This is a genomic window from Limibacillus halophilus, assembly GCF_014191775.1.
Lineage (GTDB): Bacteria > Pseudomonadota > Alphaproteobacteria > Kiloniellales > CECT-8803 > Limibacillus > Limibacillus halophilus.
The window spans coordinates 312,789-332,505 of record NZ_JACHXA010000004.1 but is presented as its reverse complement, the minus strand read 5'-3'; the positions used below and the strand labels follow the sequence as shown (position 1 = coordinate 332,505).

The 19,717-nt window shown below is 52.7% G+C and carries 18 protein-coding genes and 1 tRNA gene; 6 read left to right on the top strand and 13 right to left on the bottom strand.

Features of this window, described 5'->3' with window-relative positions:
- Positions 1–245: 245 nt before the first annotated feature.
- Positions 246–1,052, top strand: a complete 807-nt coding sequence (locus FHR98_RS09635) for an inositol monophosphatase family protein (protein WP_183416460.1) — start codon at positions 246–248, stop codon at positions 1,050–1,052.
- Between the two features lie 33 nt (positions 1,053–1,085).
- Here FHR98_RS09635 and FHR98_RS16585 read toward each other — a convergent pair whose 3' ends face one another.
- Positions 1,086–1,268: a hypothetical protein gene (locus tag FHR98_RS16585; RefSeq protein WP_221205824.1), complete on the bottom strand. Its 183-nt coding sequence runs from the start codon at positions 1,266–1,268 to the stop codon at positions 1,086–1,088.
- Between the two features lie 100 nt (positions 1,269–1,368).
- Between FHR98_RS16585 and FHR98_RS09630 the strand changes: the two genes are divergently transcribed.
- Complete coding sequence (locus tag FHR98_RS09630) at positions 1,369–2,280, top strand: LysR family transcriptional regulator (protein WP_183416459.1); 912 nt, start codon at positions 1,369–1,371, stop codon at positions 2,278–2,280.
- Positions 2,281–2,282: 2 nt separating this feature from the next.
- On the opposite strand, the gene FHR98_RS09625 is transcribed toward FHR98_RS09630, so the two are convergent.
- The 3 genes from FHR98_RS09625 to FHR98_RS09615 form a co-directional block, all read right to left on the bottom strand.
- Entirely contained in the window at positions 2,283–3,044 is a 762-nt protein-coding gene (locus tag FHR98_RS09625; RefSeq protein ID WP_183416458.1) for an SDR family oxidoreductase, read from the bottom strand.
- Between the two features lie 31 nt (positions 3,045–3,075).
- Complete coding sequence (gene mazG / locus FHR98_RS09620) at positions 3,076–3,918, bottom strand: nucleoside triphosphate pyrophosphohydrolase (RefSeq protein WP_246377661.1); 843 nt, start codon at positions 3,916–3,918, stop codon at positions 3,076–3,078.
- 121 nt (positions 3,919–4,039) lie between these two features.
- Positions 4,040–4,549: a MarR family winged helix-turn-helix transcriptional regulator gene (locus FHR98_RS09615; protein ID WP_183416457.1), complete on the bottom strand. Its 510-nt coding sequence runs from the start codon at positions 4,547–4,549 to the stop codon at positions 4,040–4,042.
- A gap of 156 nt (positions 4,550–4,705) precedes the next feature.
- On the opposite strand from FHR98_RS09615, the gene FHR98_RS09610 reads away from it, so the two are divergent.
- Positions 4,706–5,845, top strand: a complete 1,140-nt coding sequence (locus FHR98_RS09610) for an efflux RND transporter periplasmic adaptor subunit (protein WP_183416456.1) — start codon at positions 4,706–4,708, stop codon at positions 5,843–5,845.
- On the top strand, positions 5,842–9,009 hold the full coding sequence (locus tag FHR98_RS09605) for an efflux RND transporter permease subunit (protein ID WP_183416455.1): 3,168 nt from the start codon (positions 5,842–5,844) through the stop codon (positions 9,007–9,009). Before FHR98_RS09610 ends, FHR98_RS09605 begins: the two co-directional genes overlap by 4 nt.
- Before the next feature lies 1 nt (position 9,010).
- On the opposite strand, the gene FHR98_RS09600 is transcribed toward FHR98_RS09605, so the two are convergent.
- The 9 genes from FHR98_RS09600 to FHR98_RS09560 all read right to left on the bottom strand — a co-directional run bounded on the left by FHR98_RS09600 (position 9,011) and on the right by FHR98_RS09560 (position 16,986).
- Entirely contained in the window at positions 9,011–9,436 is a 426-nt protein-coding gene (locus FHR98_RS09600; protein ID WP_183416454.1) for a DUF1499 domain-containing protein, read from the bottom strand.
- The gene (locus FHR98_RS09595) at positions 9,433–10,200 is read right to left on the bottom strand and encodes an MBL fold metallo-hydrolase (protein ID WP_183416453.1); all 768 of its coding nucleotides are present in this window, start codon (positions 10,198–10,200) and stop codon (positions 9,433–9,435) included. Before FHR98_RS09595 ends, FHR98_RS09600 begins: the two co-directional genes overlap by 4 nt.
- Positions 10,197–10,997, bottom strand: coding sequence for a TatD family hydrolase (locus FHR98_RS09590; protein WP_183416452.1), 801 nt, complete (start codon positions 10,995–10,997; stop codon positions 10,197–10,199). The genes FHR98_RS09595 and FHR98_RS09590 overlap by 4 nt, the downstream gene beginning before the upstream one ends.
- Positions 10,998–11,043: 46 nt before the next feature.
- Entirely contained in the window at positions 11,044–12,153 is a 1,110-nt protein-coding gene (locus FHR98_RS09585) for a DNA polymerase III subunit delta' (protein ID WP_183416451.1), read from the bottom strand.
- Positions 12,150–12,788 (bottom strand): dTMP kinase, encoded by a 639-nt coding sequence (gene tmk / locus FHR98_RS09580; protein ID WP_183416450.1) that lies wholly within the window; start codon positions 12,786–12,788, stop codon positions 12,150–12,152. The genes FHR98_RS09585 and tmk overlap by 4 nt, the downstream gene beginning before the upstream one ends.
- A gap of 33 nt (positions 12,789–12,821) precedes the next feature.
- The gene (locus tag FHR98_RS09575; RefSeq protein WP_183416449.1) at positions 12,822–13,973 is read right to left on the bottom strand and encodes a D-alanyl-D-alanine carboxypeptidase family protein; all 1,152 of its coding nucleotides are present in this window, start codon (positions 13,971–13,973) and stop codon (positions 12,822–12,824) included.
- Between the two features lie 124 nt (positions 13,974–14,097).
- Positions 14,098–15,051 (bottom strand): septal ring lytic transglycosylase RlpA family protein, encoded by a 954-nt coding sequence (locus FHR98_RS09570; protein WP_183416448.1) that lies wholly within the window; start codon positions 15,049–15,051, stop codon positions 14,098–14,100.
- Positions 15,052–15,094: 43 nt separating this feature from the next.
- Positions 15,095–16,165 (bottom strand): lytic murein transglycosylase, encoded by a 1,071-nt coding sequence (locus tag FHR98_RS09565; protein ID WP_183416447.1) that lies wholly within the window; start codon positions 16,163–16,165, stop codon positions 15,095–15,097.
- Entirely contained in the window at positions 16,162–16,986 is an 825-nt protein-coding gene (locus FHR98_RS09560; protein ID WP_183416446.1) for a YdcF family protein, read from the bottom strand. The genes FHR98_RS09565 and FHR98_RS09560 overlap by 4 nt, the downstream gene beginning before the upstream one ends.
- 204 nt (positions 16,987–17,190) lie before the next feature.
- On the opposite strand from FHR98_RS09560, the gene FHR98_RS09555 reads away from it, so the two are divergent.
- Positions 17,191–17,280 (top strand) — tRNA-Ser (locus FHR98_RS09555).
- 262 nt (positions 17,281–17,542) lie between these two features.
- Positions 17,543–19,717, top strand: a 2,175-nt coding sequence (locus tag FHR98_RS09550) for a VCBS domain-containing protein (RefSeq protein WP_183416445.1), incomplete at its 3' end; no start/stop codon positions are given.

Below are 19,717 nucleotides of genomic sequence, written 5' to 3'. Positions count from 1 at the left end.
GCCTCGATCGCCGGTCTCCTGATCACCACCGAAGCGATGGTGGCGGAGAAGCCGGAGAAGAAGGAAGCCGGCGGCGGCATGCCCGACATGGGCGGCATGGGCGGCGGCATGGGTGGCATGGGTGGCATGGGCTTCTAAAGCTCCGCTTTCCAGAATACCCGATGCGGTAATGCAAGGAGGGGTCGCGGTGGACATCGCGGCCCCTTTTGCTATGCAAATGGGCGCGAAGCGGCTATTCCTTCAGCATGAAAATACATACTCAAAGCGTCATCGACATCCTCAAGGAAACCGCAGAAACCGAAGTGATGCCTAGATACCAAACCTTGGCAAGTCACGAGATACGCGAGAAAGACAAAGGGGAGCCGGTGACGGTTGCCGACGAAGCGTCAGAGCGCCGGCTGACGGCAGCTTTAACTGCCTTATTGCCGGGCTCGAAGGTCGTGGGCGAGGAAGCTGCTGCTACTGATCCGAAAGTATTCGATCTGCTAGCGGGTGCCGAGCCGGTATGGATTGTTGACCCCATTGACGGAACCCGAAATTTTTCTCACGGTCGGCCGGTTTTTGCGATCATGGTCGCGCTGGTACGAGCGGGCGAGACCGTCGGTGCCTGGATTCTGGAACTGCCGAGTGGCCGCATGGCGGTGGCGGAGAAAGGGGCGGGCGCTTGGATGGATGGTGTGCGACTTAAGATTGCACCCGCGCCTTCAAGCGTTTCCGAACTGACGGGTACGTTTCACGCAAGCACTTGGGCTTCACCTGAAATTGCAAAAGCTGTTGAACGCAATCGTGACAGCATGCGCCCTTTGAAGAGCTTGGGGTGTGCCGGCGCCGAGTATTTACGATTGTCCGAAGGAAAGATGCACTTCTCACTCTTCACCAAGCTGATGCCCTGGGATCACGCACCTGGCACACTCATCCATGCGGAAGCTGGCGGGCTCGCGCGAACGTTGGAGCAAGTTGATTATCATCCGCTCCTGCGCCAGACCCAAGGTCTGGTTATGGCACCCGACGAGGCCACTTGGCAGACTCTAAGTCGAGTCCTGACCGAATGAACCTCGCCGATGCATCCTTGGTGTTTCCCACATTCACAGGCTCACTAGTGCGATAAGACCAGCGAGCACGATTAGACCGCTACGAAAGAGTGGCAGTTTATGTTGCCGTTCGATTTCGTAATCGGGAAAAGCGCGCTGTTCGGGTTTGTGAGATACGCCCGGGTTCTCCCGACGAAGGACCGACATATAAGTTTCTGTGAACACTGAAAGTAACATTTTATTTCTCCTGTGTAGCGGTTTCTCTAGACAAAATATAGGTCAGATAAGAAAATGATGAGACTCAGGAATAATTTTGATATGTAAGTAGGAATTACATATGAGATGGCATGATCTTCCTTCGCTATCGAGCCTTCGTGCATTCGAATCAGCGGCCAGGAATCGGAGCTTTAGTAAGGCGGGTCGGGAAATGAACGTGACCCATGCTGCAGTCGCACAGCAAGTTCGACGTCTGGAGGAGTGGCTTGGCGTGGGTTTGCTTTTCCGGGAAGGGCGGGGATTGAGTTTAACCGCGGACGGAAAGATCCTGGCAGAAGGTCTACTGGAAGGATTCTCTCAAATCGCGGAGACAATCGAAATGGTTGCGAGCGGGGGGCGTGATCGTCCTCTGAACATATCCATGACGCCAAGCTTTGCGGTTAGCTGGCTGATGCCGCGAATTGGTGAGTTTAGGACCAAGCACCCATCGATAGAGTTAATGCTAAACCCTTCTGTGGATGTTGTTGACTTCCGGCGCGACACAATCGATTTGGCGATACGCTACGGAGATGGCGACTGGCCCGGGTTGATATCCGCGCCCTTTATTCCAGCGCGTTTTACCATCGTGGCTGCAAAGTCACTCGTGCAGGATCGAAAAATCGACAGCCCTCAAGATCTCCAGGATTTGCCGTGGCTGCAGGAGATGGGGACTAGGGAGGCTTTGCAATGGCTGGAAAGCCAGGGTGTGGATTTATCGTCCCGAAAGCTCAATGTAACTCATTTGCCGGGCTACATGCTGCTCTCTGCATTGCGCGCAGGTCAGGGCGTGGCTTGCACTACCAGCGTTTGGGTGGAAGAAGATATTGCGGCCGGCCACTTAGTTTCGCTCTATCAGGAAGATTCCAGCAAATCATATCACATCGTGCACCGGCCAAGTGTACTGCGCCCGGAGGCGAAAATCTTCATTGACTGGATGAAACAAACCGAACGTCGTGACCGGCAACAAGCGACAACCTCAATGGGTGGAGAATAAGCTCATTCGTGACGCGAGAAGGCAAAAGGCCCGAACGCCTGCATGGTCGGCATTAACTCAAGAACATTGATGTTGACGTGGCGGGGTAGGGTGGCGGCCCAAAAAATAGCCTCTGCAATATCGTCCGCCGTCATGTGATCAATTTTCTGGTAAGGCTGTTGGGCTTTCTCGGCATCTCCTTTGAAGCGGACGAGCGAAAACTCTGTCTCTGCCAATCCAGGTTCAATACTTGTCACGCGCACATTCTTGCCTATCAGGTCGGCACGCAAATTAAGCGAAAACTGATGTACGAAGGCTTTGGTTGCGCCGTAAACGTTCCCGCCAGGGTAGGGGTAGCTGCCAGCGACGGATCCTATGTTTATCACGTGTCCCCGGTCGCGCTCGACCATACCCGGGAGAAGCGCTCTTGTGCAGTAAATCAATCCTTTACAGTTGGTATCGATCATCTGCTCCCAATCATCCAGATCCGCACGCTGCGCCGGCTCAAGTCCAAGAGCAAGGCCGGCATTGTTCACGAGGAGATCAACCTCGCGGAAAGCGTCGGGGAGCGACGAGACCGCCTGGGCTACAGCCTTCTCGTCACGTATGTCCAGTGTTATGGGCAAGAAACGGTCGCCAAGCCTGCCATGGGTCTCTTTCAATCGGTCATCGCGCCGACCTGTACCGATAACTTTAGCGCCGCTGTCGATGAAGCGGCGGGCGGTTGCGGCACCAAACCCAGAAGTCGCGCCAGTGATAAAAACAGTAAGATTTTCGATTTTCATAAAAATCCTTATTTCAGATAGTTAAGACGTATCATAGTTCTGTTTTCTTAGCCTCCTGCCAACGGTTCTCGAGATCAGTCAACGAGGCGTCGGCAAGGCGCATTCCGGCATTTTCCAGCGAGCGTTCTATAAATTTAAACCGTTGTTCAAACTTTTCATTTGTCCGCCGCAGGGCGCTCTCGGGATCGAGGGCAAGGTGACGGGCAAGGTTCACGACCGCAAACATCAAATCACCGAGCTCAGCCTCTAGATGATCTTTCGAGCCGTTTCGGGATAACTCTGTACGTAACTCGTGCAACTCTTCGTCAATTTTTTCTAGAACAGGATCAAGATTATCCCAATCAAAACCGATAGTTGCTGCACGCTTTTGAAGTTTTAATGCGCGTGTAACTGAAGGCAGGTTGGTGGCAATACCGTCGAGGAGGCTGCTGGCTTTGCCATTGCGGTCGGCTTTCGTACGCCTTTCCTCTTCTTTTTGAGCCTCCCACGCCATTGTCTGTCCGGAAGAGTCGTTTATCGTTTTATCGTCGCCAAACACATGCGGATGCCGACGTTCCATCTTGTCGGAAATAGCGGTAGCGACATCAGCGAAAGAGAATTCACCGAGTTCCTCAGCCATTCGGGCGTGAAACACCACCTGGAGTAACAGGTCACCGAGTTCCTCCTTTAAATCGGAGATGTCGTTGCGCGAAATCGCATCGGCAACCTCGTAAGCTTCTTCAACCGTGTAGGGGGCAATGCTGCGAAAGGTCTGAGCTATATCCCATGGGCATCCGGATTCTGGATTGCGTAGTCGCGCCATTATGTTGATGAGCCGAGCAAGAGTGGCTTCTGGGGAAATTGCTGGCATGTTTGCGTTTGGGCTCTCAGTCATGAATGTAATCATATGCTAGGGATCGAGAGGCGCAAGGTTTTGGACCCGTGAGGGACGTCCATATCACAGGCATCTCTCGCCAATCATAAACGCGCATAATGTATATTATGGAAAAAAATAATCACTCCAACGAGGTGAGCAGTTTACTAAGCAACATGTTAAGAGCCGCCTGCTCCGAATCAGAAAGCGCCTGCTGTATAATTTTTGTGTGATTTTTCAAAACCTTGGGAAGCAACGTTTCAATTAACTCGCGGCCGGCGCCCGTAAGGCGAACGAACTTTGAGCGTCTGTCTGTCTCAAAACAGAAACGCTCGATATAGCCCTTCGTTTCTAATCCCTTTAGCGTTTTTGTCATCCCACCTGAAGTAAGCAGTACAGCACTCGCTAACTGAGTTGGAGTCATCTCATACGGCCTGCCGCTGGAACGTAGTGTTGAGAGAACGTCAAACTCTGACGGCGATAAAGGTACTGATTCCATAACCTTGCGGCCATTTTGGAACAGGATATCGCGTACGCGTAGCAAACGAATGGGAATTGCCGCCTGGACCGCAAGGTCACAATGCCAGTTGCATTCAATCCGGTCTAAACGTGCTTCAACTGAGTTTCGCGAGTCCGATATGGCGCCCTCCAACTTTTTTATCTTGCTAGAAAGGTTTCCAGTAGTTATATGCCCCACCTCCTGACCCGTCAAACGCCGGCATGGGTCTTAAGCGCATCACGAAACTCTTGGCAGTTTAAAGGCACCCTAATGAGAGACGTTAGAAAAAAGGCTCAAGCGATTGTTATTATGATGATAATAGCAATAGCAATTTTGCCTACTGGTTTGCGCGCCCAAACTCCAGGTCAAGCGCCACAAGTCAGTGTCGTCCGGGCGATCGAAAAAGAGATCGTCGAATGGGATGAGTTCACAGGGCGCTTCGAAGCGGTCAAGTTTGTTGATGTTCGGGCGAGGGTTTCTGGCTATTTGGAGTCGGCCCACTTTACCGATGGGCAGTTTGTCGAGAAGGGTGATCTCCTTTTTGTAATTGATCCCCGCCCCTTTGAGGCCGCGGTCGATTTGGCTCAAGCAAATGTAGCGCGATTTGAGAGCGAGCTAGAGCTTGCCATACTTGAACTGAAGCGCGCCGAACGACTGTTGCCCAACAAGAATATTGCGCGTGAAGAATACGATTCCCGAGTGGCAAACAAGAAAGTGCAAGAAGCACAGTTGCGGGCCGCCAAAGCGGAGCTGCGCAGTGCGGAACTCGACCTTGCCTTTACGGAAGTACGCGCTCCTGTTTCGGGGAGGATTTCCAGCGCTGAAGTCGATGAAGGGAACTTGATCGAGGCTGCGTCCGGCGCGTCCACCCGTCTGACGACGATTGTATCGCAAGACCCGATACACTTTGTTTTCGATGTCTCGGAATCCGACTATCTCAAGTATATCCGTTTGAATAGCGTTTCGGGCGTTGGGAATCCGACTGTTGCCGGAGCTACCATAGAAGTCGAACTCCGTCTCATGGATGAAAAGGACTGGCCCCGCAGGGGAAAGATTGATTTTGTCGATACGGTGTTTGACCGAGGGACAGGCACTTTGCGGTTGAGGGCAACCTTCGAGAACAAGCACGGCATCTTAGTACCGGGTTTGTTTGCGCGCTTGCGGCTTCCAGCAAAAACCCCGGCGGTTAGCATTGTGATTCCGGAAGTTGCCGTGCTGTCCGATCAGAGCACTAAGATAGTTCTAACTGTGGATCCTGAGGGAACAGTCATACCCCGTCCCGTCGTATTGGGCCCCTCGATCGATGGCCTTGTGGTCATACGAGAGGGATTGACCCTGAACGACGAGGTAATCGTCAAAGGATTGCTTAGGGCAAGACCGGGTTCCAAGGTGGCACCAGAGGTAATCTCACTTGAGGCCCTCCAAGGCTCGACCGGAGGCGGCCAGTGAAAATCGCGCACTTCAGTGTAGATCGGCCGATTTTTGCGTCGGTTCTATCCATCCTCATTGTTTTAGTTGGAGTAATTGCATATCTGCAATTGCCCGTAACCCAGTATCCCGAGATTGCCCCGCCAAGCGTCACGGTCACCGCCAACTATCCGGGTGCGACCGCTGAGATTGCTGCTGACACGGTCGCATCCGTGCTTGAGCAACAGATCAATGGCGTCGAGAACATGCTTTACATGCGCTCGGAGAACACTGCCAGCGGCACGACATCCCTTACGGTAACCTTTCAGACCGGTACGGATCTTGATATCGCTCAAGTGTTGGTGCAAAACCGCGTTTCGCTTGCCGAGCCCCTACTCCCTGACGTTGTACAACGTCAGGGAATCGATGTGCGAAAGAATTCGCCGGACCTGATGATGGTCATTCATATTCTTTCGCCCGATGATACGCGTAACAGCCTTTATGTATCGAACTATGCAAAGACCCAAGTTGTAGATCGGCTGGCTCGCATCAATGGAGTTGGTGAGGCGCGATTATTTGCAGAACGTGCTTATGCGATGCGGGTTTGGATCGATCCGGAAAGGGCCGCGTCCTTTAATATGACGGCAACCGAGATCGTTGCCGCGTTGCGCGAGAACAATGTGCAGGTCGCAGCAGGTGTTTTGAACCAGTCGCCAATGCACAGCCAGGATGCTTTTGAGGTAAGTATTCAGACGCAAGGTCGTCTGCTAGAAACCGGCGAGTTCGGCAACATCATCATCAAACAAGGTAGCGGCGGACGGACGGTGCGGCTTCGTGACGTTGCGCGGGTCGAGTTGGGCGCCCAAAACTACGACACGATTGGTTATCTTGACGGCAGTTCGGCGTTGCCGATTGGGATTTTTCAACGACCCGGTTCCAACGCCTTGGAGACAGCTGCCGATATCATCGCAGAAATGGAAGACATCGCTGAATCAATGCCGCAGGGCATCGATTACAGAATCGTCTATAACCCAACGGACTACATCCAGAAATCGATTGATGAAATTTACCGGACCATCATCGAAGCTGTTTTGCTGGTCATTCTTGTTGTTATGCTCTTTTTACAAAGTTGGAGAGCTTCGATAATCCCGATTATCGCCATTCCCGTATCATTGATCGGTACCTTTGCGGTGATGGCGGCCTTGGATATTTCTCTCAACAATTTGTCGTTGTTCGGGCTGGTGCTAGCAATTGGCATTGTCGTGGATGACGCGATCGTGGTCGTCGAGAACGTCGAGCATTACATTTCCAAAGGATTGGCGCCAAAGGAAGCCGCGCACCGCACTATGGATGAGGTAGGAATGGCTTTGATCGCCATTGCACTCGTGCTGTCCGCTGTCTTTATTCCCACGGCCTTTATCACCGGGATTTCAGGGGCCTTCTTCAAGCAGTTTGCGCTCACTGTCGCTACTGCTACGATTATCTCGGCTTTGGTTTCTCTTACCCTATCCCCTGCCCTCGCCGGCATACTCCTAAAGTCGCGCGCAGATGTGCGGCGCCCACCCGCGCTGTTCCGAGTGTTGCTGTTGCCGTTCAGCGCGATTGGCCAAGGATTCAATTGGATCTTTAGTCGTACGGAGCACCTGTATGGGCGGCTGACGCTTCGCCTGGTCCGAGGGAGTCTATTCGTTCTCGTACTCTACGGTGGATTGGTGGCCCTGACCGTGACTGAGTTCAAGAACACGCCAACCGGCTTCATTCCGGAACAGGACCAGGGTTACTTAATAGCGGTTACGCAGCTTCCCCCCGGTGCCTCGTTGTCACGTACAGACGAGGTTATGCGTCAGGCGGCCGAGATATTTGCGAAAACACCCGGCGTTGCGAATGTCGTATCCATTGTCGGGCTTGACGGTTCTACCTTCACGACCTCTTCCAGTGCAGGCGTGATATTCCTACCCCTCCTTCCCTTTGAGGAACGAGTTGCAAGGGGACTCGATGCCGGAACCATTTTGCAGAATGCGCAGATGGCGGTGATGGAGATTCAAGACGCCTTGTCTTTCGTTATTGCCCCGCCTCCAGTGCGTGGAATTGGTAACAGTGGGGGATGGAAGCTGTATCTGCAGGACCTAAATGGTCGCGGGTTGGAGGTGCTGGAGGAAGCTGCAGGAGTCATTACGGCCCAGGCAAACCAGGACCCGTCTTTGACTCGTACCTTCACATTCTTCAATACCCGAACGCCGCGTATCTACGCCGACATAGATCGCACACGCGCGGAAATGCTGCAGGTGCCGATTGATGATCTAATTGACACCCTAGAAATTTATCTTGGTTCTAGTTATGTCAACGATTTCAATTTTCTAGGTCGTACTTATCGAGTTATAGCCCAAGCTGAGGGGCAACACAGGAAAGAATCCTCTGATGTACTGGCCTTAAGAACCCGCTCTGCAGATGGGTCCATGGTTCCCCTCGGCACGGTCGCCAGCCTGCGGGACACGACCGGGCCAGTGCGGCTGCCGCGCTACAACCTTTATCCGGCGATTGATATTCAAGGCAGTGCGGCGCCGGGTATCTCGACGGGCGAGGCGATCGGAGCCGTTGAAGCGTTGATGGCGGAGAGCTTGCCTGATGGCATAGGCTTCGAATGGACGGAGCTAGCCCTGCAAGAAAAGCTGGCAGGTAACACGGCCTTAATCATGTTTGGCATGGCTGTTGTCTTCGTGTTCTTACTTTTGTCGGCTCTCTACGAGAGTTGGCTGCTACCTCTCGCAGTCATCTTGATCGTGCCAATGTGTTTGCTTGCAGCTGTTGTTGGCGTGAATATTCGGGGCTTGGACAACAATCTGCTGGTCCAGATAGGGTTTGTCGTTCTGATTGGTCTCGCGGCAAAGAACGCAATCCTGATTGTCGAGTTTGCAAAACAGGCAGAAGAGAATGGGTTGACCCGGCGCGAGGCGGCTGTCGAGGCTGCCCAGCGCCGACTGCGTCCGATTCTGATGACATCTTTTGCTTTTATTTTGGGGGTCGTGCCGCTGTTGATTGCCAGTGGTGCCGGTGCGGAGATGCGGCAATCCCTGGGGACTGCAGTGTTCTCTGGAATGTTGGGCGTTACCTTCTTCGGGCTTATTTTTACGCCTGTTTTCTACGTTACAGCCCGGTGGATTGGTTCGCGGTTGCGCAGTCGAGAGGAAATCACAACTCCGGTATGAGTTAGACCCCCTCACGCATGCCGCTAAGTCGTTTCCATGCTTTTGTGCGGTTGATCAGGCGGGTTGTCCAACGGGCAACCCGCTTTTGATTGATACCGAAATCGATCATTCCATATCGAGATCGACTAAGTATTGCGATCGTGGATTGTTGCTCGCCCAAGGGAACGATCTCGGCCCAAATATCATCAGGCAAGTGGAGATACCGCGTCTTTTGGGAATGGTGCGACGTCAAGGTTTCAGGGTTTGCTTCCAAACAATCGGTGCGTGGTGCGTTTTCGGCGATATAAAGCCAGAGAAGCCACAGCTCCTGTGCTGAAACATCAAGGAGTGGTGCTGGAGAAACCCTGCCTCCGACTGTGAACCAATCCGGCGGGGAAAGAATCGAATAATTTCTTAAGCCTAATTGCCGATACTCTCGAATTCTCATAAATCAATCGTCAAGCCATCGTAGCCCGGCTGGACTCCTTCAGGGCAGTTCCGGATTAACCAATCATAGTCCAAACTGTGGTTCATATGGGTAAGTATTGTTTTTTGTGGTTGGATTTTTTCAATCCATCGGAGTGTTTTTTCCAAGTGTGAGTGCGTCGGGTGGGGTTTTATCTGAAGGCAATCGACAATCCACAAATCAAGATTGGAAAGGACTTTCCAACTCGCGTCGGGCAAATCAACAAGGTCAGTCGAATAGGCAAATCCGCCGATTCGAAAACCCAGAGTGGTTTGCCCCAAGCCATGGTCCTGCACAAACGGCCGCACGGCGGTGCCAGCGACATCAAAAGCTTTACGATCGATTATCCGGTCATCAAGTATTGCCCTGTACAATCCAGTAGCAGAGCTTTGACTTTTCAGGGCATAGCCAAATCGTTGCGCCAGACAATTCTGTGTTTCTTCGGACATGTAGGCCGGTATCGGTCCCTGATGAAATGCAAAGGCGCGAAGGTCGTCCAATCCATGGCAGTGGTCGGCATGATCATGTGTGAAGAGCACTGCATCCAGACTATCGACGGAGGCGTCCAGCATCTGCAGCCTCAAATCCGGTGATGTGTCGATCAATATGCGGCGACTGGCATTCTCGACCAGAATAGAAGCCCTGCGACGTCGATTCCGCGGATTGTTCGGATTGCAGTTGCCCCAAGTACCATTGATCAACGGCACGCCACCAGAACTTCCACAGCCGAGCACGGTGATCTTCATTGCCGGTGGCCCCGAATCTCATCGAAGCTGGCCTTTGAAAAAAGGCGAAAGAAGTTTTCAGTCGTTGCCGTCTCCACAGCTTCCAGGCTTATGCCTTTGAGATCGGCGAGTGCTTTTGCTGTATGACACACATAAGCGGGTTCATTTGTCTTACCGCGCAAAGGCACTGGCGCAAGGAACGGAGAGTCGGTTTCCACGAGCAATCGATTCAGTGGCGCGTATCTGAGGGTTTCCCGGATATCTTCAGCCTTTTTGAAAGTTATGATTCCTGAGACGGAAAGATAAAACCCAAGTTCTAGAACCGCCTCTGCCAGGGCACGGCTTGCAGTAAAACAGTGGATAAGCCCAGGAAAAGCACCGTCCTGGTAGGAATCGCGGAGAATTGCAACGGTGTCATCATCTGCATCCCGGGTATGGACTATCAGCGGCAAACCGCTTTCCCTGGCCGCTTCAATGTGGGAACGAAAAGACCGTTGCTGATCTTCTCTCGGCGCGTTGTCATAATAATAGTCCAGGCCCGTTTCACCGATACCGATGACACGCTCGTCTTTAGCGAGCTCCAGTAATTGAGCTGGGCTTTCTTGGCCTTCCTCGTCTGCGTTATGAGGGTGAACGCCAACAGTGCACCAGATTCCCCGGCAGCCGTCGGCCAAAGCGCGCACCTGAGGAAAGGTCGACAGTTTGGTCGAGATGGTAACCATCCCCGACACACCTGCCTGATGGGCCCGAGCAACAATGGGATCGACTGCCTCGTCTTTCATAAGGTAGTCGAGGTGACAGTGGGAATCGATTAGCATTCGTACTTCCTATAAGGGGACAGCACCCTATGGCTTAGTCATTTCGTTAAGCAACGAGGCGCGACAAGTCAGCGAACAGTCCGAGCATCATTTGGCGTCGGTTTGCGGCAGTGTTGTCGGCGCGGCTCAGCAGCTTGGACCACTTATCCCAAAAGGCCATCCAGGCTTCAAGGTCGCCGCTGTTGTACATGCGTACCATTAACTCCCTCTCGTTCGCCAGAACGGGTGGCGGGAAGGTCTGGGTTGCACCGCTACGCAGCATTCGTGCAAACCACCACGCGAGTAACTCGCGTAACGTTTCGAATGCTGCAGCGTCCTTGGGCCCTACTACATGGTCGACGAACGTTTGAGCCTTTAAAATATCCAGCCTTGGCATTGATTCCAGAACGACAGCTAGATCCTGAAGCAGTCCAAGTCCACCAGCTTGGCGCAAGGCAAGTGCTTTTCCGATCGAACCGCCGGAAAGGCGAGCGAGTGCTTGCGCTTCGTCGACGGCCGCTTCGGGTATAAACCGTGCAATCAGCGCTGATAAATCACCCTCGGACAATTGTCCGAGAGTCAAATGGCAGCAACGGGAGTGCACAGTGGGAAGCAAACGCCCGGGTGCATGACTAATGAGAATAAGCAAAGTTTGGTCGGAAGGTTCCTCAAGCGCTTTGAGCAGCGCATTGGTCGCTTGATTGTTCAAATCTTCGGCTGCATCGACGATCACGATCCGCCATCCACCGTCTCCAGAGGTGCGATGCAGAAAATCGGTAGCACCCCGAACGTCATCGACCACAATGGAACTGCGCAAGCGACCCTTTTTGTCTTCCTTCCGTTCTAGTACCCGCAGATCGCCGTGGCTTTCAGCGGCAATGCGCCTGAACACTGGATGATTTGCGTCTACGTGCAGCGTTTCGGCGTCGTCGCCAAGATCTCCAAAAAGCTCGGCATTGCTTGAAAGGCCATCATTCGCAAGTAGATAACGAGCAAACCGAAAAGCCAGCGTTGCTTTCCCAATACCTTTTTGACCGGCAAACAGCCAGGCATGTGGCAACCGTCCTGATTTATGGGCCCTTAGCAACGTTGCCTCGGCCGAGGTTTGCCCAAGCAGATTCGGATTGTTGCGGGGGCTAACCGTCGTCGGGTCTTCAGCTAGAGGTGATGTCGTCATGTAGCAGAAAGCTTTAGGTTTCTTAGGACCAGGTCGAGCACAACGTCAGCAACCTGATTTAGATCTAACGTTGCATCCACGATATGACAACGATTTGGTTCACGTGCTGCAATTGCCAAGAACCCTTGGCGAAGACGTTGATGAAAAGCCAGCGTCATGGCTTCATAACGGTCTTCACTTCCCCCACGAAGTTTTGCCCTTTGCAATCCCAGCTCAGCAGGGGCATCGAGGATGATTGTTATATCAGGGGCAAAAGATCCCAAAACCATCGCGTAAAGTTTGTAGAACAGTTGATGATCCAGCCCGTGGCCATATCCCTGGTAGGCCAAGGTTGAATCCGCAAATCGATCAGAGATAACCCAAGTCCCCTGTTCGAGCGCAGGTAGTATCGTTTTCTGAACGTGGTCTCGGCGGGCTGCAAAATGAAGCAAAGCCTCAGTTACCGCATCCCATCGATCCGGTGGGCCCTCCACAAGCAATCGCCGAATTTCCTCCGCGCCGGGGCTACCGCCAGGTTCTCGGGTTGCAAGTACCTTGAGACCCCGAGCCTGCAGCGATGCAACTAATCGCTGCCGCTGTGTCGACTTCCCCGTACCCTCTCCGCCCTCAAGCGTTATGAATCGGCCTCTTGTCATGATGGGATATGGTTGCCCGCTCTAGAGCGCGGGTCAATCCATGCTGGTGGATCCGAGGATCATATGCTTCGCACCGGTCCAAAGCCGTCCTATCGGTCCCTGCCGATCAATGTTGCTACGTGCCATCAAAGGAACGCTTTGCGTCTCCATTCCCTCAGCCTCTATTACGAGGTGGGCCATGATTTGTCCTCTCTCAATGGGGGCTGGTACCGGACCATCGTAGACAACTTTAACCAGCAACTTGTCGCGGCCTCTTTTGGGCAGCGTGACAGCAATGTCACCAGTTGAAACAAGCTCTACTGAATCCTCCTGCCCCATCCATACATCGGCACGCTCGACAGTTTCGCCGGCATTGAACAAAGTGTAGCTTTCAAACTCGCGAAATGCCCACTCGATCAACCGGTCTGATTCCTCGGCTCGGACTTTACTGCTGGCCATTCCATTGGCCACGAGGAGAATGCGGCGACCATTTCGGACCGCAGACGCTGTAAGGCCGTAACCTGCTTCCTCAGTGTGCCCGGTTTTCAATCCATCGGTTCCCGGCGTGCGGTACAGCAAAGGATTGCGATTCTGCTGTGTGATGTCGTTCCAAGTGTACTCGGTCTCGGCGAAGTAGTGATAGTACTCAGGAAAATCCTGGATCAATCGTTGTGCCAGCAAAGCGAGCTCGCGCGCGGTCACATAGTGGTTGGGGTCAGGCCAACCGGTCGCGTTTGCGAAATTGCTTTGGGTCATCCCAAGCTCACGTGCTTTTCTGTTCATCATTTCTGCAAAAGCTTCTTCGGTGCCGCCAAGGGCTTCGGCCAAAACGACGCAGGCATCATTGCCGGATTGGACGATAACACCGCGTAATAGCGCCTCAACCGGAACGCGGTTTCCAACTTCAACAAACATCTTTGAGCCACCCATCCGCCACGCCTTCTCGGATACCGACAGCTCGTCGTCCAGTTGCAGTCGACCCTGCTTGAGAGCTTCGAAAACCAGATAAATCGTCATGATTTTGCTCATTGAAGCAGGCGGCATGATTTCATCTGCATCCTTGGCAAGGAGTACGGTGTTGGTTGTGAGATCAATTAAGATGCCTTCGCGTGCCGAAGTCTCAAGCGCATTAGCGTTATATCCGGATGCAAACAGGGCTAGGCAGATGGCAGCTCCCATAACCTTGTTCATGATACGCCGCTGCATATTTTTCCCCTTACCGGTTCTGTCTATGTGTTTCTGCCAATCACAAACGTAACAAGCAAATGAGCCAAAAATGTGATCTTGGGAGCACCGAATTCTGGTGACGGAGTCATCTACTGACAAAAACTCAATCAACAACGATACGTGAATCGTTGTAGCCGTTGGCTATCAACTGCTGAAGCTTTATGTCGGCCTCCTCCACCGATGCCAAAGGGCCGATCCGAACTCGAAAATACTGCTGTCCATTGACCGTAGCTGGAGAGATCAAGCTTGGGCCTAAGGCGGCAATTTGCGCGCGCAGTCTGTTTGCGTTGTCGTACACTGAAAATGCACCGGCCTGAATGAATAGATCGCTCTCGTTGACAGCTTGTAATTCTACCGGTTGGTCCTCTGCTGGTAGAAGGTTCACCGGCGCTGGGACAGGGGCACCAGGGGTGACGGTCGTTTGAGTTCCTTGGGCGCTGTTGTTCGTGTTCGCGTTACTCTGTTGGCCGGAGAGTGTTTCGACCGCAACCTGCTCTGTCGGCGCAGCATCAGGCTGCGGATTTTCTCCTCCCCTACCTTGGGCTAACGCGGCAACTTGCCGGCTTTCATCTTCCAGAATTTGGACACGTACGCGTGCCGTGCCTTTACGCTCAATATCGAGGAGTTGAGCGGCCCTGCGTGAAAGGTCGATGATTCGGCCATGAGCGTAAGGCCCTCGGTCATTGACCAGTACCTTGATTGATCGCCCATTCTCCAGATTAGTAACGCGGGCAATGGATGGTAACTGCAGCGTCTTGTGGGCGGCGCTAACCTTGTTCTCGTCGAAAATTGCACCGTTGGCAGTGCGTCGGCCGTGAAAACCCGGTCCATACCAGGATGCGATGCCAGTCTCGTCATAATCGGTTTCCAATTTTGGATAGTACCAAACGCCGTAGATCTGATAGGGCTTGCCGACCTTGTATTCTCCGATCTCATCGCTCGTTTGGTTGTTACGCAGTTGCTTGGCGCCGTGAGCCACCAACTCAATTTCCGAACAAGCACTAAAAAGCAGTCCGATTGGAATCAGGATTGTTGCAATCAGTTGCCGTGATGACATCAACATATAGTATCTCGCACTTGCCCAAAGCCCTAGATGAACTTTATCGGTCATCCAACTTGTCAGCAAGCGTTCCTACTGTAAGAGCGTAAAGATGTGCGCAGTTGTAGCGAAGTACGCTGCGATAATTTGAGTAAACGAGGAAAGCGCCGCCGTCAGGGCCATCCGGTTGTACTATGGCGGCGGGAATCGGGCGACTCGGCAAATCACTGCCATCTTCATTCCGAATGCCTAAAGCCTGCCATTCCGGCAGAATTTTTGTAATGGTCATTGACCGTTCAGCCCTGCACCCTTTTTCGCCTTTATATGCAAAAGCATCCAAGCTCCTTTGGAAATTTACCGGTAGGCGAATGGGACGGCCCCACGTCAGATCATCCGACCATCCATGTCTGGAAAGATAGTTAGCGATTGACGCAAACACGTCGCCGAGGTTGTTCCATATATCTCTTCGGCCATCGCCGTCGAAATCCTGCGCGTATTCCATATAACTGGTGGGCATGAACTGAGGTTGCCCCATCGCGCCTGCCCATGAACCTCTCATCTCGCTAAGCTCAATGTAGCCTTTATCCACCATCTGCAAGGCTGCGAACACCTGTTCCCGGAAGAACTGTGAACGGCGTCGATCATAGGCGAGTGTCGTCAAGCCGGGCAGGATGTCATCGCTTCCGGTAATGGCGCCGTAACGGGTTTCCAAGCCCCAGATCGCAACAATAAACCGAGGTTGGACGCCATAGGACTGGGACACCTTGTTTAAAAGTGTTGCATGTTCCTGTAGTAAAGCCCGTCCTCTATCAATATTCTCTGCGGTGAGCACCCTAGCGCTATAAGATGCAAAAGTGAGTTTGAACTCAGCTTGGTTACGATCTTTTTTCAACACTTTTTCAAGTGGCTTAATATGGCTGAGCGCCGCTTGGATTGTCGCCGCGGAAATCCCACGTTGAAGTGCTTCTTCGCGAAGTTGTTCAAGCCAGGGTTCAAAATCGGGGGCAAGAGCATTTTGTTCAACTGAGGGGGAATGCGGTAAAGCCGTGGTTGCTGCAAGCAGGAAAGTAATGATTGCGCCGGATAGGAGAGTTGCGCAAAAGCGGCTTTGTTTCGAAATCACCGACATCATCGACCGTCCTTTATTTCTGGACTCGGGAACGCCGAGTCGCTCCAACCAAGTCTATGATAGATGACAAGCCCAGCCCATTCCTTGATTGCAAGCTTTAGGTCGTCAAGGTTCCGGAGCCAACGTAGGAATCCGGTTTTGAATCGGCGACCGCTGCGAAAATCTACCGGATAAGGATGCACGACCCATCCTTCCGAGCGGAACGCTCCTACAGCGCGGGGCATATGCCACGCGGATGTTACGAGGATCCAAGGCGCGTTTATTGCTGACAGGTCGGCCGGAATAAGTCTTCTCGCCTCTACGGCATTTTCATGGGTGTTACGCGAGCGCTGCTCTATCAAGAGGCGTTGAGCGATTTTGTTTGTGATCGATGGAGCATAGGTGAGTGCATCCGCATCGCCCCTGCCCTGCGCCCGCCAATCTCCCGGGCCCCCGCTGTAAATGATCGGTACATTCGGGTAAAGCTGACCCAGGTGCAGCATTGCAAGCACGCGATCTCCCGATGCATTTAGCTCCATTGCTTGTCGAATGTGGGAAATTTCAGCATCAATGCCTCCGCCCAGGACCAAAATTCCGGCAGGTGACGGAGGCAATGGCTGTTCATCTTTTGGGAACCGTTGCTCCAGCGGAAACAGTAGAAGGTTCCCCAGAGGTAGGCCAACGACGAGAAACGAAATGGCAACTGTATAGCAGACGAACCGAGCGGCAACAGCGCGCCACCTAGCATTTCCATAAACTAAAATTGCTGTCGAGATGAGGGTAATCAGCAGAAAAATCGTAACGGGGTCGAAAACATCCCAAAGCACCTTTAGGGTATTGGTCATGACGGTTTCCTTCGGCCGGATCTGCTTTTTGTAGCGCGCTAGGTCGGCACTCTATCGATCCAATACAGACATTATGAGCCATTATTTTGGATACATTTCGCGGGTTCAGTGCGTACAGCTATTGGGACGCCCACTAGCATCCGGGTAGTCTGCCTTGAATGCTGTGCCGACGTGTGGCATCTAGGCCGTCCTGATCGCACAGCTGGATGGGTGGCCGAGCGGTTGAAGGCACCGGTCTTGAAAACCGGCAGGCGTTAACGCGTCTCGTGGGTTCGAATCCCACCCCATCCGCCAACTCCAAAACCAGCAGATCAATTCCGCCTTTCAGGAAGGAGAAAGGTTCCCGCCCGCAATGGAAATTTTGTCTATAGGTCAATAGATAAAAAGCCAAATATTAATAATTGTTTAACAAATATTAATACACTTATTCTATTCCCGATAGCTATTCTTCCGGCTGGGGGATTTGGCCCACGATCAGGCGTGAGTACCTTCACAAGAGTCCCATGTTTCGGACCGAAGATACTCTAGGCGTCGTGACCATGGAGAGGGCGTTTGTATGACTACGTCCGCTGGAAGAACGGCATTCGGAAAAGCCGTTTCATTTACGATTTCTGATAAAGGCGAGGGAGTATTTCTACTTCCCGTCGATAGCGTTATGCGCATCCAACAAATCGCTCAAGTTGGTGATGATCTCGTTTTGACCGGTGCGGACGGTTCTTCGATTACAGCACAAGGATATTTCGCGACAGCAACCCCCCCTGCTTTGGCAATGCCCAACGGCGAGTTGATCACGCCTGATGACATTGCGTCCAGGCTTGAGAACTTGCAGTTTGCTCAATCAGATTTGGTTGCCAGTGACGGGCAGTTAGCACAGGCGCTGCAACCAATTGGTCAAGTTGAAACGCTCACTGGTGATGCTCAAGCGACACGTGGAGGGGTTCTTTTATCGCTGGATGTAGGCTCTCCGGTCTTTGAGGGGGATGTCGTCCAAACCGGCAGTGATACGAAAATTGGTATTTCTTTTATCGATGGGACGGTGTTCTCGCTGACATCCAATACGCAGATTGTATTGGACGAACTGGTTTACGACCCGGGTGGCTCCGACAACTCCCTCCTTTTCAACGTAGTTCAGGGCACTTTCGTCTTCATCACCGGACAAGTTGCGCCGACGGGTGACATGAAGGTTGATACACCCGTTGCGACGATCGGCATTCGCGGCACTACGGGTAGTGGTGCGTGCGAGGTCCGTGGTGACGTCTGTGATTTCAAAATTCATCCCGATCCGCCTGCAAAAGGTGGAGGTGTAGGCGAGTTCGTGTTGACAGACCGGAACTCACCTGATCTGCAAGTTGTCGTCAATGACCCGAACACAGTGATTCGTGTGACGGGCAGTTTGCGCCAGGTCGAGCAGTTTTCGAAAACCAATCTTGATCTTCAGGATGACAAGTCCCTACTTGATCTCAGCTATGAGAGCTACCGTAGTTTTTCGGGTCGCAACGAAGAGTTTCAGAATGACAATGTGCCGGGCAACGATCAGCGTGGTGATGTCGATGGTCTGACGCCTGCGCAGCTTGCGGCAATCCTGGGAATTGAGCCTGCAGCGGGTCCTCCGGAAGCACAACCTCAACCAGAGGGAGATCCTCAATCAGGCGGCCGAAGCGAGTTTCTGGTCGGTCCAATCTCGCCATTATTGGGCCTGGATCCTTTGGGGCTGCTTGGTGTTGAGGCTGGATTAAAGGTTGGTGCCAATTTCACCTTCAATGACCGAAATCTTATTTCTAAGCCCGTAGAACCGGGCTTTTTGATCGCGACGCCTACCGATGTTCTGCTTCAAGAAGATGATGGGCAGAGCGGCGCAACGCTCCCTGGAAACCAGGAAACCGTTGGCAGTGTCATAGCAGTTGATCCAATAAACCAAAATAATCTTACGATCACATTGGACCCGAACGAAAGTAATGCTGTTTGGTCTGACGGTGTTCTAAGCCCCGAACAAATTGAAACTTTTATCGGTGGCTTTGACCTGGTTGACAACGGCAACGGCGAGGCATCCTGGACCTACACGATTCCTAATAGCGAATTACAGTTTCTCGACGACCTTGAATCAGTGTCTTTAACCTTTGTCGTTCAGGTTGGCGGTGCATCTTCAGCTCTTCCAGAGACAATGGCCACGATCACCATTGTTATCGAGGGTGTGGATGACGACCCAATAATTTTGGGTGGCGGGGAGTTTACAGTCACGGAAGATGTGCTGCCGGAAGGTCAGGAAAATTTCCTGGTGCCAGATCCAGGGTTTTTGTTCCACGAGGGTCAACTTACCTACTCCGACCCTGACGCAAACGACGTAGTGACACTCGATTTTTCACAGACTACGCCTCCGGCTTGGTCTGCAGGAACTCTCCCGCCGGACGTTGCTGCGGCCCTATCCAGCGGATTTTCCTTGATTGATAATGGCGACGGGACGGCTGACTGGTTCTTCACTATTGATAACGGTTTGGTCCAATTTTTGGATGCGGGTGAAAGCCTATCAGTGACATTTACTGTTAGCGCGTCTGATGGTGATGACCCTGATGCCACCCAGGATATCACAATCATCGTTCAAGGAACCGAGGATGGTATCGTTGTCGGCGACGATACGGGTGCGGTGACGGAGGACCTTGCGGTCGACAGCGGCAATCTGATCACGAGCGGCACGGTGAGCCTGTCGGACGAGGATGCGAACGATCAGGCGGCC